Origin of the sequence: Halomonas sp. AOP7-B1-5 (assembly GCF_052353045.1) — a bacterium.
Lineage (GTDB): Bacteria > Pseudomonadota > Gammaproteobacteria > Pseudomonadales > Halomonadaceae > Vreelandella > Vreelandella colorata.
The window spans coordinates 34,329-49,598 of record NZ_JBQTDC010000021.1 but is presented as its reverse complement, the minus strand read 5'-3'; the positions used below and the strand labels follow the sequence as shown (position 1 = coordinate 49,598).

At 57.0% G+C, this 15,270-nt stretch carries 13 protein-coding genes; 4 read left to right on the top strand and 9 right to left on the bottom strand.

The features are described from left to right. The first annotated feature begins 4 nt into the window (after window positions 1–4). The 3 genes from urtC to urtE are packed head-to-tail and all read left to right on the top strand — an operon-like array spanning window position 5 to window position 2,723. Entirely contained in the window at window positions 5–1,183 is a 1,179-nt protein-coding gene (gene urtC / locus ACT3XD_RS11705; RefSeq protein WP_192538662.1) for an urea ABC transporter permease subunit UrtC, read from the top strand. Then, complete coding sequence (gene urtD, locus ACT3XD_RS11700; protein ID WP_192538648.1) at window positions 1,180–2,016, top strand: urea ABC transporter ATP-binding protein UrtD; 837 nt, start codon at window positions 1,180–1,182, stop codon at window positions 2,014–2,016. Before urtC ends, urtD begins: the two co-directional genes overlap by 4 nt. Continuing rightward, on the top strand, window positions 2,016–2,723 hold the full coding sequence (gene urtE, locus ACT3XD_RS11695; RefSeq protein WP_192538647.1) for an urea ABC transporter ATP-binding subunit UrtE: 708 nt from the start codon (window positions 2,016–2,018) through the stop codon (window positions 2,721–2,723). The genes urtD and urtE overlap by 1 nt, the downstream gene beginning before the upstream one ends. A gap of 107 nt (window positions 2,724–2,830) precedes the next feature. Here urtE and ACT3XD_RS11690 read toward each other — a convergent pair whose 3' ends face one another. The 7 genes from ACT3XD_RS11690 to ACT3XD_RS11660 form a co-directional block, all read right to left on the bottom strand. Continuing rightward, window positions 2,831–4,933: a TonB-dependent receptor gene (locus ACT3XD_RS11690; RefSeq protein ID WP_303393867.1), complete on the bottom strand. Its 2,103-nt coding sequence runs from the start codon at window positions 4,931–4,933 to the stop codon at window positions 2,831–2,833. A 248-nt stretch (window positions 4,934–5,181) separates the two neighbouring features. Further along, window positions 5,182–6,153, bottom strand: a complete 972-nt coding sequence (locus ACT3XD_RS11685) for a siderophore ABC transporter substrate-binding protein (protein WP_192538646.1) — start codon at window positions 6,151–6,153, stop codon at window positions 5,182–5,184. Next, window positions 6,150–6,926: an iron ABC transporter ATP-binding protein gene (locus ACT3XD_RS11680; protein ID WP_087110694.1), complete on the bottom strand. Its 777-nt coding sequence runs from the start codon at window positions 6,924–6,926 to the stop codon at window positions 6,150–6,152. Before ACT3XD_RS11680 ends, ACT3XD_RS11685 begins: the two co-directional genes overlap by 4 nt. Beyond that, window positions 6,923–7,870: an iron chelate uptake ABC transporter family permease subunit gene (locus ACT3XD_RS11675; protein WP_087110697.1), complete on the bottom strand. Its 948-nt coding sequence runs from the start codon at window positions 7,868–7,870 to the stop codon at window positions 6,923–6,925. The genes ACT3XD_RS11680 and ACT3XD_RS11675 overlap by 4 nt, the downstream gene beginning before the upstream one ends. Continuing rightward, the gene (locus tag ACT3XD_RS11670; RefSeq protein WP_087110699.1) at window positions 7,870–8,811 is read right to left on the bottom strand and encodes an ABC transporter permease; all 942 of its coding nucleotides are present in this window, start codon (window positions 8,809–8,811) and stop codon (window positions 7,870–7,872) included. The genes ACT3XD_RS11675 and ACT3XD_RS11670 overlap by 1 nt, the downstream gene beginning before the upstream one ends. Beyond that, the gene (locus ACT3XD_RS11665) at window positions 8,811–10,571 is read right to left on the bottom strand and encodes an ABC transporter ATP-binding protein (protein WP_225733845.1); all 1,761 of its coding nucleotides are present in this window, start codon (window positions 10,569–10,571) and stop codon (window positions 8,811–8,813) included. Before ACT3XD_RS11665 ends, ACT3XD_RS11670 begins: the two co-directional genes overlap by 1 nt. A 2-nt stretch (window positions 10,572–10,573) precedes the next feature. Further along, on the bottom strand, window positions 10,574–12,376 hold the full coding sequence (locus ACT3XD_RS11660; protein ID WP_087110703.1) for an ABC transporter ATP-binding protein: 1,803 nt from the start codon (window positions 12,374–12,376) through the stop codon (window positions 10,574–10,576). Window positions 12,377–12,577: 201 nt separating this feature from the next. Between ACT3XD_RS11660 and ACT3XD_RS11655 the strand changes: the two genes are divergently transcribed. Continuing rightward, window positions 12,578–13,195 (top strand): TetR/AcrR family transcriptional regulator, encoded by a 618-nt coding sequence (locus tag ACT3XD_RS11655; protein WP_192538645.1) that lies wholly within the window; start codon window positions 12,578–12,580, stop codon window positions 13,193–13,195. 63 nt (window positions 13,196–13,258) lie between these two features. Here the strand turns inward: ACT3XD_RS11655 and ACT3XD_RS11650 are convergent, their stop codons facing one another. Both ACT3XD_RS11650 and ACT3XD_RS11645 read right to left on the bottom strand, forming a co-directional pair. Then, window positions 13,259–14,179, bottom strand: coding sequence for a metal ABC transporter permease (locus tag ACT3XD_RS11650; RefSeq protein ID WP_087110707.1), 921 nt, complete (start codon window positions 14,177–14,179; stop codon window positions 13,259–13,261). After that, the gene (locus ACT3XD_RS11645) at window positions 14,176–15,267 is read right to left on the bottom strand and encodes a metal ABC transporter permease (RefSeq protein ID WP_192538644.1); all 1,092 of its coding nucleotides are present in this window, start codon (window positions 15,265–15,267) and stop codon (window positions 14,176–14,178) included. Before ACT3XD_RS11645 ends, ACT3XD_RS11650 begins: the two co-directional genes overlap by 4 nt. Window positions 15,268–15,270 lie beyond the last annotated feature (3 nt).

Genomic DNA, 15,270 nt, shown 5'->3' with positions numbered 1-15,270 from the left:
CATGATGACACGATCTTTTTCAAAACCGTCACTTTCAACAACCCCGTCACCATCAAGCCAGTTTTGGCTCACCCGCCCGTTTGGCGAGCGCGCCACGCAGATTTTCCTGGGCGTGTTGTTGGCTGCGCTGCTGCTCGTCACGGTGCTGCATACCGTGGTGCCTCAAGGTAGCCCGCTGCACGTTAACGCCTACACGGTTAACCTGTTCGGCAAGTACTTAAGCTATGCGCTGCTTGCCGTTGCGGTGGATCTGGTGTGGGGTTATCTGGGCATTTTAAGCCTGGGCCACGGCGCATTTTTTGCCATTGGAGGCTATGCCATGGGCATGTACCTGATGCGCCAGATTGGTGACCGGGGCACCTACGGCCACCCGGAGCTGCCGGATTTCATGGTTTTCCTGAGCTGGGACAGCCTGCCCTGGTACTGGCAGGGCTTTGATATGGCCTGGTTCTCGTTTGCCATGGTGCTGCTGGCGCCGGGGCTTCTGGCACTGGTGTTCGGCTTTCTGGCGTTTCGCTCGCGGGTTACCGGGGTGTATCTCTCAATTATTACCCAGGCGCTTACCTTTGCGCTGATGCTGGCGTTCTTTCGTAACGAAATGGGCTTTGGCGGCAACAACGGCCTGACCGATTTTCGCGAGATTTTAGGCTTTAACCTACGCAGCAACGACACACGTCTGGGGCTTTTCCTGGCCACCGGCGTCGCACTCGCGCTGAGCTATATCCTGTGCCGGGCGATTGTTTCCAGCAAGCTGGGCCGGGTGTGTGTGGCCACACGGGATGCTGAAGCGCGTACGCGCTTTATCGGCTACCGGGTGGAGCGCTTTCAGCTGTTTGTGTTTGTGGTTTCCGCGATGATCGCGGGGCTGGCCGGTGCGCTTTACGTGCCTCAGGTGGGCATCATTAACCCCAGCGAGTTCTCCCCGCTGTTCTCCATCGAAATCGTACTCTGGGTTGCACTTGGCGGGCGGGCCACCCTGTATGGCGCGGTCATCGGTGCGATTTTAGTCAACTACGCCAAGACCATCTTTACCGGGGTAATGCCCGATGCCTGGCTGTTTGCCCTGGGCGCGATGTTTGTTCTCGTGACGGTATTTCTACCCAAAGGCGTGGCGGGGCTTCTGCGTAAGCGCCGCCGTGCCGCTACATCAGACAGCGCGGGTACTCAGGAGGCTATCGTATGAGTTTGCTGCAATCACTCAAAGCCCGCGACCGGGTGTTTGACTTTATGGCGCCAGACGCCTCGCCAGTTGATGTTCGCCATGGCCCGATTCTGTATATGGAAGACGTCACGGTAAGCTTTGATGGCTTCAAGGCGATCAACAACCTCAACTTGACCATCGATGACGGCGAACTGCGCTGCATTATCGGCCCCAATGGCGCGGGTAAAACCACCATGATGGATATCATCACCGGCAAGACGCGGCCCACCGAGGGCAGCGTTTGGTTCGGCAGCCGCCATAATTTGCTTCATATGAACGAGCCGGAGATCGCGAGCCTCGGCATCGGGCGCAAGTTTCAAAAGCCCACGGTGTTTGAAGCGCTAAGCGTGTTTGAAAACCTGGAGCTTGCCATGGCGACTGACAAACGAATATTGCCCACGCTAACGGCGCGCATGACCGGCGAAATCAAGGACCGCATCGACGAAGTGCTGCAAACCATCGGCTTGGTGCCACTGCGCTATCAGCCCGCCGGGATCCTCTCTCATGGTCAAAAACAGTGGCTGGAAATTGGCATGCTGCTGATGCAGCGCCCTCGCTTGCTGCTGGTGGATGAGCCGGTCGCGGGGATGACCGAGCAGGAAATGGAGCGTACAGCCGAACTGCTGACCGGTTTGGCGGGTAAGCAGTCGGTGGTCGTCGTGGAACACGATATGGGTTTTGTGCGCTCAATTGCCCGCAAGGTGACCGTGCTTCACCAAGGAAGTGTGCTGGCCGAAGGCAGCATGGATCAGGTCTCAAGCGACCCCAACGTAGTCGAAGTGTACCTGGGTGCTGACGACGAGGAGGCTGCCTGATGCTGGCAATTGAAAAGCTCAACCAGTTTTATGGGGAAAGCCATACGCTATGGGATCTGGACCTGGACGTACCCGCTGGCCAGTGCACCTGCGTGATGGGCCGCAACGGAGTGGGTAAAACCACGCTGATGAAAGCCATCATGGGCGAAGTGGCGGTAAAAAGTGGCCAGTTGCGCTACCAGGCGAGCAGCGAAGCGGTTGAGCTAACCCAAAAAGCCGTGGAAGCGCGCTCGCGGCTGGGCATTGGCTTTGTACCGCAAGGGCGGCAGATTTTTCCGCTACTCACCGTAGAAGAGAATCTGCGTACCGGCCTTGCCGCACGCAGCGACGGACTAAAAAAAATCCCCGAGCGTATCTATGAACTGTTTCCAGTGCTCAAGGAGATGAAGCACCGCCGCGGCGGTGACTTATCCGGCGGGCAACAGCAGCAGCTTGCCATTGGCCGAGCGCTGGTAATCGAGCCCAAACTCTTGATTCTGGATGAGCCGGGGGAGGGCATTCAGCCCAATATCGTCGCGCAAATTGGCCAGGTGATTCGCCAGCTGATTGCCGAAGACGCCCTAACGGTGCTGCTGGTCGAGCAGAAGCTGCCCTTTGCGCGCAAATACGCCGACCGCTTTGTGATAATGGACCGCGGCCGCCCGGTGGCCAAAGGTGATATCAGCGAGCTTTCCAACGAGCTGATCAAGCAGCACCTAACGGTTTAAGTTATCCACACCTACGCCCGCTCGGCGAGCGTAGGTGGGGAGGTTTTACGGAGTTAGTAGTGAAAAATATTCGGTGTTATGGCATTAGCACCGCTTGTTACAGTCGTCTAGAAGTCCAGTGAGGCCGAAAACATAAAGGTGCGGGGGGCGCCTAATGCGAGGCTTGAGAGTTGTGGCATTGCCCAGTACGTTTTATCGGTCACATTGTTAACAGTGGCACGCAGTGTGAGTGGATAGCCGGAAAGGTTAGAGGCGTAGCGTGCTCCAACGTCATAAATAGTGTGTCCGGGTACTGATAGGGAGTTGTCACTATTAATGTACTGCTCTGACATCGCGGTGGCATTAGCGGTCAGTGTCAGCCCTGGTGCTACGGATAGATCCCATTCAGTGCCTAGCTTGGCTTGCAGGTCTGGTACGCCGGTTGCCTGATTGCCTTGTTCTTCATCGCTCGCGGCGCGCGTGATTTCTGGGTTTACATAAGCGATGCCCCCCATCAGGCGCAGGTTGCTGAGAGGACTGCCGAAGAAACTCCACTCCACTCCTCGGTTCCGCTGCTCGCCCCCAACCGAGAAGATATTGGTTGCCAGGTCGGTGTAGCTGCTGGGCCGCTTTATTTCATACAGGCTAAGCGTGTGTGAAAAATCACCCAGATCAAGTTTCACGCCAACCTCGCTCTGTTTGGTCTTGTAAGGCTCGAACACCTCACCAGCGTTGGCGGCAGTCATAGGTGCCGTGGCCCCCTGGCTGAGCCCCTCGATATAGTTGGCGTAGAGCGATACCTGGTCGGTCGCTTTGAAAAGTAGTGCTGCGGCGGGTGTGACCGCGCTTTCATCATAGCGGGAGATACGTGTGCCGGTCATCACGCTGTAGGTGTCGCTCACCACTTCCTGGCGTCGGGCGCCGAGCGTCAGCTGTATGCGATCATCGGCAAACGAGAGCGTGTCTGCCAAACCGTAGCTGTTCAAGCGTAGCTCTGTATGCATGATGTGCGGTGTAATGAAATCAGCGGCGGGGCCCCATTGCGGATTGTATAGGTTGGTGATCCAGTCCGCATCGGGAACGCTTCTGCGCCCGTAATCGTGCTGCTCGTGCTCATAATGGGTGGCATTGACGCTGATGTCGTGACTGACAGCGCCGGTCTGGAAGTGACCGCGAACCCCGACTTCCGCCGATGTTTTTTCGACATCGAAGGCAAGCTGACCAACGCTTGTGCGATAGTTGCCTTGATCATCAAGCACCTGGGCTGACATGGCACCGTTGTAGGTGTAATTGGTTTCGCTTTGACCTATTGACGCGTACCCCATGATCTCGTCGGTAAAGTCGAATTCGCCACGCAATATGGCCCCCTTGTCGCGCGTGTCGGCAAAGGCCCAGTCCGGGTTGATCAGTGTATCGGGGGCGGGAGGCGTCGGAACTGCCAGGCCGGGGGCCAGGTTGATACCTCGAGCGGGTCCATCAATATGGTCGTCCGCACTGTACAAGTCGGCTGATAGTCGAGCGTGATCACCGCGCCAGTCCAACCCCAGAGAGCCCATTTGAACCTTTGGTGTCTGGTTATCCACAGCCCCCTCGCCGTCGCGGTATACGCCGTTAACGCGAACGCCAAACTGCTGGTCGTCACCCAGGCGTCGGCCGACATCAAGGTGCCCGCCAATCTGGGCGTCGGACATATACGTGGTGGTGAAACGCGTCAACGGTTCATCGCCAGCCCGTTTGGGAACCAGGTTAATGGCACCGCCAACGGAGCCACCTGGCGGCATCCCGTTGAGTAGTGCCGAAGGCCCCTTGAGCACCTCGATACGCTCGAACATTTCTGGAGACGTACGGTAGTAGGGGGCCATCCCGGCCAGACCACCGAACGTGACGTCACGTGTGCTGGCGTCAAAACCACGGATCGAATAGGTTTCGCTCCAGGCACTGGTGACGCCGTTGCTGAAGACACTCGGATCCGTCGCTGCAATTACATCGGTAATACTCTGAGCTTGTTGATCCTGGATAAAGCGATCCGTATAGCTGATGGCATTGAAAGGCGTCTCCATGAAGTCTCTTTTCCCCAGGAAGCCCGCCCGGTTGCTGTAGGTGACTTGGCCGCCGGCATACGTATCGTTAACGGATGTCGCTTCTCCGTGTACGGTGATGGGTGCTAGGGCAGTAGTACTGCGGGTCTCGGTCTCCTGGGCCTGTGCGAGAGCTTGTGAAGACAGCAGCATGACAGCACTCGCGCTCAGAGCGAGCAGAAATGCGCTCCTGACGAGCGATAAAGGGTTTGAGCAAGAGGCGCAATGTAGTGCTCTCGTCGGCTGTAGGGGACGGTGGTGGCAATGTAAGGGCATGTCGATCTCCATTTTTAAACACAGAGGAACTACACCGCTTCAATTGAGCGCCTGTTAAAAGGCGCATTGAAGCAGTCGATGAAAGCGTTTTTTTAGGTGCTTTAGTGCTTTAGTGCTATGGTCTGCTAGTGCCGGTAGCCGTCGATAATGTCATCCGCGATGATCGCCAGAGCGCTGACGCTGGCGGCGGTGACATACCAGGCTTCGGGGTCGACAAAGACCACCCGGTCATTTCGCCAGGCGTTAGTTTGGCGTAATAGGGGGTTGGCCAGGCTGTCGGTACTCATGGTGGGCCGGTGCTCCATTACGGCAGTACGATCCACGACATAGATGATGTCGGGGTCGGCCTGCTGGATGAATTCGCTAGAAACCGGCTGGCCGTGCAGGCCGGTATCGATGTCGGGAGCGGCGGGGGCAACGCCGAATTCAGTGAAGATGAAGCCGTAGCGTGACTGCACGCCAAAGGAGTGGAAGGCCCCATTATTATGCAGCAGGATAAGGGCTTTCTCAGGGCGGCCTTGGGTAACACGCCGGACCTCCTCGACGGTATGAAGCAGCTCGGCTGCCCGCTGACGGGCCAATTTCTGTTTGCCAAAGATCTGCCCAAGATCCATGAGATGATCCATGACAACGTCAATGTGGTTGGTCTGACTGTTGCGGTAATCCACGTCAAAGTGCAGCGTGGGTGCGATCTGAGTCAGCTCGTTATAGTCGTTGGCCTGTAACGACGTCATAAGAATGAGGTCAGGGTTAGCGCGATGCACTCGCTCAAGGTTAGGGCGTACGATAGCGCCCAGATCTTCAATCGTCGGGTCGTCTCGATACTTCTCCAGAAAATGGGGAATAAAGTCCTTTGGCATGCCCACCACCGGAACGTCCAACTGATCCAGAAAATCGACTTCATTCATGTCTAATGCCGCTACCCGGTGTGGACGGTGATCGATCACGGTGCTTCCCAGCGCGTGGTGAATCGTGATCGGTGTTATGGCCTCCTGTGCGGACATATTGTTGGCTGAGGGCTGATCGCACCCTTGTAGCAACGCCACCAAGGCGAGTGGGAGAAGGCGTGCCAAGCGGTTGTTTAGAGATCGTTTCATTCCAGGTTTCCTGAGGGCTTGAAGTAATTACATAGATAACCGCGTTCGTTATGGGCGATGTCGAACTTCAGTCCGTAAAGCTCACTCAAGCGCCGTTCGGTGATGACGTCGGTGACGTTGCCATCGCAGTGCACTTCCCCATCCTTCATGGCGACGATGTAATCGGAGTAGTTGGCGGCAAAGTTGATGTCATGAACGACCAGGATGACCGTTCGTCCATGCTCGTCGCAGAGACGGCGAAGAGCCTGCATGATCTGAACGGCATGTTTGATATCGAGGTTATTCAGTGGCTCGTCGAGCAGCAGGTAATCGGTTTGCTGTGCAATGGTCATGGCCAGGAACGCCATCTGGCGTTGGCCGCCGCTGAGCTCGTTCAGATAAGCACCGCGTAGTGCCGTCAGCGATAGAAACGACAGGGCGTCGTCAATCACACGATGGTCGTGCCGAGTGAGTGTGCCACGGCTATAGGGAAAGCGGCCAAAGGCGACCAACTCCTCGACGGTCAGGCGTAGGTTGAACTCAGGCGTCTGGCGTAGCGTGGCCACCTGCCTGGCATACTCGCTGATGGGAATGCGCGTTACCTGGGAGCCGTCGAGTCGAATATCCCCCCGAGAGGGCTTAAGTAGTCTCGCGAGCATCATCAGAAGCGTCGTCTTACCCGCGCCGTTGGGGCCCACCAGGGACGTCAACTGACCTGATGGAAAGCAGAGATTGATCGCCGATAGCACCGAACGGTCGCCGTAGGTTTTATGAAGGTCTTGAACCGTGATCATGCTGCGCCTCGCGTACGCACCATCAGCGACAGGAAGTAAGCCCCACATACGAGGTTGACGAGGATGCCGACGGTGGTTGTGTAGTTGAAGAGATGTTCGACCAGCAGTTGGGCGAGGATGAAAAGGGCGATGGCGAGGGCACAACCCACCGGTAGCGTGACCCGATGACGGTAAGTGCCTGCAAGCGCATAGGCCGTATTGGCCACGAAAATGCCCATGAACGCCGTGGGGCCAAGCAGGCTGGTCGATACAGCCACCAGCGAGGCGATCAGAAAGAGCTGGTGTTGCACGCAGCGTCGATAATCGATGCCAAGTGACATGGCCTGCTCTCTGCCCAGCAAGAGCACATCTAGCATTGGGAGGCTTTTCAGTCCCACCAGACAAATCGCGGCCACGATCAGTGTGGCGTATAGCAGTTGTGTGGTGCTGGCGTTACCGAAAGCGGCTTGGCTGTAACCCATCAGAATGGAAAACTCGCCTGGACTCATTTTGAGCTGAACGAACTGTGTGAAAGTGGTAATGACCATTGTCAGTACCAGTCCTACCAGCAGCAGGAAATAGACATTGTCTCTGCCGTCTCTAAACAGCCATCGATGCAGCGTCCAGGAGTAGCCAAGCATCAGCAGGACCGAGAGTGCGGCGTTGCCATGCTCGCCGAGCACCATCAGACTGTGGGTGCCCAGCACCAGCATCAACAGGGCCTGAAACAGCAGATAGACGGCCTCATAGCCCATGATGGCAGGCGTTAATATCCGGTTACCGGTAAGGCTCTGAAACGTAATGGCGGACCAGGCGACACAAATGCCACCGATCACCATGGTGGCCAAGCGCTCAAGTCGTTTCGGTATCACATACTCGAAGTCGAAACCGGAGCGTACAAAGACAAAAGCGAGCGCAAGAGCGATCACGGCCGCCCAAACGGTGTGGCGAGCTTTGATAGTCATCACTGTGCCCTCCTGACAATCAGGATCAGAAACAGCACGCCTCCGACACAAGCCGACGTTAAGCCGATGGGCACTTCAAAGGGATAGATCAGCAGGCGTCCCGCAATGTCGCAGACCAGCAGCAGTGTTGCCCCCGACAGTGCTACGGCGGGTAGGGTGCGAGCCAGGTTATCGCCGTAGTAGAGCGCTACCAGATTGGGAACCACTAATCCGACAAAGGGGATGGCGCCCACCGCGATGACCGTGACCGAGACAGTAATGGCCACCAGCATCAGCCCAATGGCGGAGGTGACGAGATAGTTCACGCCTAAACTCGTCGCCATGTCTTCGCCCATGCCCAGCACCGTGAAGCGATGAGCGTAGACGTAGGCGAGCACAACGACCGGCAGGATTAGGTAGATGATTTCGTAATGGCCCTGGACGATCTTTGAAAAATCTCCCAGCAGCCAGCCCTGCATGCTTTGCAGGATGTTATGGCGGTAGGCGTAGAACTCGGCTAGGGCGCTTAGCACGCCGCCGTACATCAAACCGATGACGGGAACCAGTACCGTGTTGGTGAACTTGATGCGGCGAACGATAGCGATAAAGACAACATTCGCAGCGAAGCAGAAGAGCAGGGCTGCAAGCATTCGTGATCCAGCGCCAGCCGTAGGCATTAGAGACAGCGATACGAGAATGCCCAGTTTGGCGGCATCAAGCCCACCCGAGGTGGCGGGCTCCACGAACTTATTGCGCACGATATGCTGCAAAATCACACCGCAAATCGCGAGGCCCACTCCGGTCAAGGACACCGTGATCAGGCGCGGCAGTCGGCTGGCCGTCAACGTCAACCAAGCATCATCTGACAGGGTGATAAGTTGGTACCCGCTTATCTGCCGCGCGCCTGTCAGTAATGACATCCCGCACAGCAATACAAACAGGAGAGGCAGATACACGCGCATCACTGTGAGGTTTCTCCCGTTTTATCCGGGGTGATGCGCCACCCTTTGGTGGTTTGGCGTTGGTCAAGAAACGTGGCGTATCGCCCCTGCTGAGCGAGCAGTTCATCGGGCGCGCCTTGCTCAATGATGCGTCCGTCATCTAGCACGATGATCTGATCAGCCATGCTCACCGTAGAGAGTTGGTGGGCGATCACCAATAGCGTACGTTGGCCTCTCAGTCGCACCAGCGCCTGGGTAATGATGGCTTGATTTTCCGCATCCAGTGCGGCAGTCGCTTCATCCACCAGCAGAATGGGCGCATTCTTAATGAGTGCTCGGGCGATGGCGATACGCTGCCGTTCGCCGCCGGAAAGGCGGGCGCCTCCCTCGCCCACTGGTGTGTCCAATCCTTGGGGCAGGCGTTCGACGATCTCGATGACACCGGCCAGACGCACGGCGTCCATCAGGTCGGCATCGCTGGCGTCGGGATGGCCAAAGCGAATATTGTCAGCAATGCTGCCGGCAAACAGGTAGCTCTCCTGGAAGATCTGGCTGACGTGATCCGCCAGCTGGGTACTAGACATATCGCGGACGTCCACGCCGCCGACGAGCACACTACCGTGATCTGCATCGAAAAATCTCGCGACCAGGCGCGCCAGAGTGGTCTTGCCTGAACCTGACTCACCGATCAATGCGGTCATGCTACCGGGCGTGATAGATAGGCTAACCCCGTTGAGCACGTCGGGCTCATGCGGCGCATAGCGAAAGCGGACGGCTCTCAATTCGATGGAGGCATCGCGCGGTGGCTGAGGGACCGTTGGCTCGGTTAGGGGGGCAGCGTCGAAAATCGCCTGGATCTCTTCGAGTTGCCCCCTTGCACTACGCAAAATGTCGCTGTGTTGAGCGATGTCCAGCAGCGGTTCGACGAACCGGCTTACCAGTACCAGCGCAATGATGACGCTTATAATGCTCGCTGCCGTCAGTGATCCTTCCAAAAGCGTATTGATCCACAGGGTTGTGACGATCAGCAGCACGGCAAAGACTGTCTGCACTGCCCAGGCATTGAGCAGCGCCGAAAGTGCCGATAGGCAAGCCAGCCTTGTTCCCGAGCGGTGCTGTTGTTCCATGGCCTGTTCTAAGAAGCGTGTGCTGTGGTTGTTCCCACTAAAGGCGCGTAAGACTGTCTGGGCACTGGCGAACTCGACCATGCGCTGACTGGTATCAGAAAAGTGTTGCTGGAAGGCCCTGTCGGCATGCTGGGCAAGCTTGGCGGTGAGTAATAAAACCCCCAAAAGTAGCGGCAGCGCGACCAGCGCCGCAATGCCCAGCGGTGCATGCAACACCAATAGCGCGGCAAGGAGAACGATAGGCGTGACAAGCCCGCTGATCACCGGTGTAAAGACGTGAGCAGGAAGCTGGGCCACCGCCATCATACCCTGCGTGGTTACATGGCTAAGGCGCGCGGTATTTGTCGCGGTAAACCAGCCAACCGGCAGATGGATCACGTGTTCGCCAAGGCGATGGCGGCCCGACTGCAAGATGGCGACGCCGACACGGACGCCTGCCTGCTCCACGTGCCATCGCACTCCCCAACAGATTAGGATGCCGAAAAGCAGCACTACTAGCCATGTGGTGGCCACACTGAGTTGGCCAATCAGGAGGTAATAGAGAAGAGGGATAAGGGCCAAGATGGTCAGACCGCTTAGCACACCATAGACAGTGACCAGACCGAGATAGCGACGCAAGAGCGCGGTGTCTTCGCCAAGCAGTTGATTGAGCATTTTCAGCACGCTGCCACCTTCGATTCCAGTGAGTTTGTTTTCTCTTCCAGTGCCCAAAGGCGAGCATAAAGGTCATTGCTGGCCAGTAGCTGGTCGTGATTGCCTTGCTCAGCAACCGTGCCGCCATCGAGTACCAGAATATGGTCGGCGTGGATGATCGACTTTAGGTGATGCGAAATAATCACAAGCGTCCGCCCCCGGGTTAAACGCGACAGAGCCTGCTGGATGGCCAGCTCATTGCTGGCGTCAACCGCTGCTGTCGGCTCGTCCAGCACCAATAGAGGCGGATCAAGTAACATGGCGCGGGCAATACTGACGCGCTGTTGCTCGCCACCTGACAGTTGAATATCCTCGCCAACCATCGATCGATAGCCGTTAGGGAGTGCGGCGATACGTTCGTGAATATTCGCCGCGCGAGCGGCATCCTCGATTTCCTGTTGGCTGGCCGAAGGGCGGCCCAACGCAATGTTGTCTCGAATGCTGGCATGGATCAGACGCACGTCCTGCAGAACAAAACCAATCCGCTGGTAGAGCGTTGACATCTCAAGATGGCGCAGATCCACCCCGCCTAACGTAATGCGCCCATGGGTGGGGTCAAAAAAGCGCAGCATCAGGCGTGCCAGGGTGGATTTGCCTGCCCCCGAAGGGCCAACAATCGCCGTAACGCTGCCAGGTGCAAGAGTAAAGTGCAGGTTCGATAGCCCGTTTTGGGCATTGTTATAGACGTAACTGACATTTTCAAAGCGAACTTCATGATCGTTGGGGAGCTGGCACTCACTGGAGGGGATTGATGGCAATACCGGCGTTTCAAGCAGTGCCATGACGCGTTGGGCGGCGCCAACGGCACTGCCTAAGTCGTGCAGCAAGGTATGCAGCAGCAGTAACGGAGCACAGATACCGGGGGCTACTAGAATGAATGGCAACAGATCGACCGGTTCTGACCAGCCGTTGGCGACGCAAAATATGCCAACCGTGAGCGCCAGTCCCAATATCGTCACCGTTGTCACCATCGCATGAACATGTGCCATAGAAGCGACCAGAGGGCGGGTAAATTGCTCAAATGCATGGGCAAAGCTATCCACTGCTGCTTGGTAGCCACGATAGGCTTGTCCGGTCGTACCGAAGGCCTTGACGACGGGAATGCCGCAGACAAATTCATTAATGGCGTTATTCATGCGCTCAAGCTGGGCAATAAACTCACCCATATTGGCTTTGCTGGCTTGCATGAGTCGGCGCAGGAAAAGAAAGAAACCGGGAAGAGGCAGTAACGTAATAACGGCGATTTTCCAATCCAGCATGATCAGGTAGACCACCGAGATCAGTAAGGCGCCAAACGCGCGTCCTACCGCCGTGTAAAAGTGCGCGGTCAGGCTGTGCAGCGTCGCAATATCGTCTTGCATCGCCTGTTTTACGTCGCCGGATGCGCGGCTGGTAAACCAGCCAAGCGGTGCTTGGGACAAGCGTCGCATAACAGCCAAGCGTAGCTGGTAGGTGAGTTTGTTATCCGCCAGGTGCGCTACCAGCTCGCCGAGAAACATGCACCCCATGCCGACAAAGAGGCTCACGATGCTGGCTGCTACCACCCAGCCAATTTCACGCATGCTGGCGGTTGATAACTCCCAGGCGGCGCCTGGATCAGACACAAGAATCTTGGCGATATGTGCCATACCGGCAAGCGGCACCATCGTTAATATCGTGCCGATGCCCGCCAGCATTGCCGCGGCAAAAAGCCGTGTGCGTATAGGGGCCAACACTTGGCTGATGGGGCTCTTACCTTGGGATCTCGATGTATCGTGCGTGCTCATGAAGCGTTATGACTCGGCCATAGGGGATTATCGAACCTGCATAGCAGTAGTTTGTAACGAGAATTAGTCGCGTTTAAATAGGCTAATAGATAATTAGTTTCATGGCAATAAACTAATTAATATAATTGCATGCCAATCAACTAATTGACCCTAAAGTGAGTGAGTGGCTAGATAAGGAACGTCAGCGATTAAGGATGCAATATGACCACGCAACAGCCAGTTAAAGCACGCGGGCGGCCGCCTACCATCACGCTTGAGCGTATTGCGAATGCGGGTATCGAAATCGGCCTACCCAACATCACCTTTGTCGGGGTGGCCAGCGCGCTAGGCATCAGCCATATGGCGCTTTATAAGCATGTGCCCAATTTAAAGGCGCTGAAATGCTTAGTGGCCGAAGAAATATTTCAACGTTGGAATATTCCACGAGCTTCCAATGATGCGCCCGGGGAATTGAAAGAGTATCTATCCACTTTTGCCGCATCGATAAGCGAGTTTGTCAAAGCTCACCCAGGATTAACGCCCTATGTGATCCGTCGCTTGGCTGCCACTCAGCCCATGATTGAAAAAAATCGTGCACATCAAAACCATATTGCTGAGGTTTATGATATCTCCCAGGAGCAAGCTCGCTGGCTTCTGGCGACCATAGCTTTTCAATGCTTTTCCGTCGCCGATACGATTTATTCGGTAGTGGGGAAAGAGCCTGTCGAGGGGGCGAGCCGCGGCCTGGAGGAGGCCGAAATGGAGGCGGAATTAGAGGAAGGTATGCGAGCGCTTATTACTGGTGCGCTAGTAATACTGAACGAGCGCTCACGTGGATAGGGCCTTTATAAAAGCGTGCGTCTTCGTCGTTGCAAGTGGCGCCCTGGTCTGGCGTTTAGCCTTTCAAAACAATGAAGGCGGCTCCATCGGCGCCTGCCGCGCCCGGCGGCGCTTCAGCATTTGGGTAATCAGCCCGTAGCGCGGCCCGCCCAAAAAGGCCAGTATCAGAAATACGCCGGTCATTACCGCCATCATGCCACCGATGGAGACGTTGAAATGCACCGCGAGGAAATAGCCGGAAATGCTCGAGGCGATCGAGATCAGCGCGCCGAAAATGAACATCATCCACAGGCGGTCAGTCAGCAAATAGGCGGCGGAGGCGGGAACAATGGCAAAGGCGATGAACAGCACCGCCCCCACGGCGTCGAAGGCCGCCACGGCGGTGGAGCTGGTCAGCATCAAAAGTACATAGAACAGGATCGTCGGCATGAAGCCAAAGGTTTTGGCCAGCGCGGGATCGAAGGTGGCGAGCTTCAGCTCTTTATAGAAGAGCCCGATAAACGCGTAGTTGAGCAGCGTCATTACGCTCATCGAGACCAGCGCCTGGGGAATCGGCAGGCCGAAAAGCTCGACGGTATCCAGCCAGACAAACCCGATTTCACCCAACAGCACGGTGTGGGTGTCGATATGCACGTCGTGGGCGTAGATATTGAGTAGTAACACGCCAATGGAGAAGAGTGCTGGGAACACCAGTCCGATGGCGGCGTCCTGCTTCACCCGCTTGGTATTGGCCAGCGCCTCGGTGAGAAATACTGTCAAAAGCCCGGTCAGCGCGGCGCCGATGAGCTGCACCGGCCCGCTCTGCTGCTTGGTCAGTATCCAGACGATCACGATGCCGAACACGATCGAATGGCTGATGGCATCCGACAGCATGCTGTTGCCGCGCAGCACCAAAAACGTGCCCACCGCTGATGAGGCGATACCCACCATGGCGCCGACCAGAATGATGGGAAGCGCGGTACTGTTGAGAAGCTCTGCGATCATGGCGCGACCTCCTCGAACGTGGCGACCACCTGGCGCGCTTTTGCCTGCCCTGTTGTCGTCAGCCCCCAGTCCGCTTCACCTTGTGAGCGGGTCAGGTAGCCTTGGCGTTTTAACAGGGCAAGGGTGAGCCGTGCGCTCAGCGATAAACGCCGTGATGCAGGCCGGGCCGGGTGTTTATATAGCGTGTAGAGAAGCTGGCGTTTTTGAAGCTCGGCTTTCTGGCGGTAGTGTTTCATGATGCCCCATAAAAGCCCGCGCCCTGGCGCCAGCGCCAGCGACAGCAGCACGATGGCCGTGGCGGTTAGTACGATCAGCGGGCCGGTAGCAAGCCCGCGCGACAGCGTGCTGATCGTCGCGCCGGAGACTCCGCTGACGATACCCACGCCCGCCGCGATGGCAAGCATGGTGCCCAGGTGGCGGCTCCACTGGCGCGCGGCCGCCGCCGGGGCAACGATCATCGCCGCCATCAAAATGACGCCGACCATCTGCAAGCCGACCACCACCGCCAGTGCGACCATGGCGGTCAGTGTCGCCTCGATGGCCGTGGCGGGCATGCCAAGCGTTCGGGCGTACTCGGCGTCGAACGTGACCAGCTTGGCCTGCTTCCAGAAGGCGGCGAGCAGCGAAAGCGTTACCAGCGTCACGCCACCCATCACCCACAGATCCGAGCGCAGCGTGGCGGCGGCCTGGCCGAATAAAAAGGCCTCGAGCCCGCCCTGGGCGGCGTTGCTGGTGCCTTGAATGTAGGTGAGCAGCACGATACCAACGGCAAAGAAGAGGCTCAGGCAAACGCCTAGCCCCGCATCGGTTTTCAGGCGGCTTTTGCGGGTGAGCAGCAGCATGATCAGCGCTGCAAGAGAGCCGGTAGCAAGCGAGCCGATCATGATGCCGCCAATATCGCGGCTGCCGGTAATGATGAAGCTCAGGCATATTCCCGGAAGAGCCGCGTGGGAGATGGCGTCGCCCAGCAGGCTTTGACGGCGCAGCACCGCAAAGCAGCCCAAGGGGCCGCTGATCAGGCCCAGAAGCGAGGCGCCGATCACCACGTTTTGAAAGGTATAATCCGATAGAAGTTCGAGCCACTGCATGGG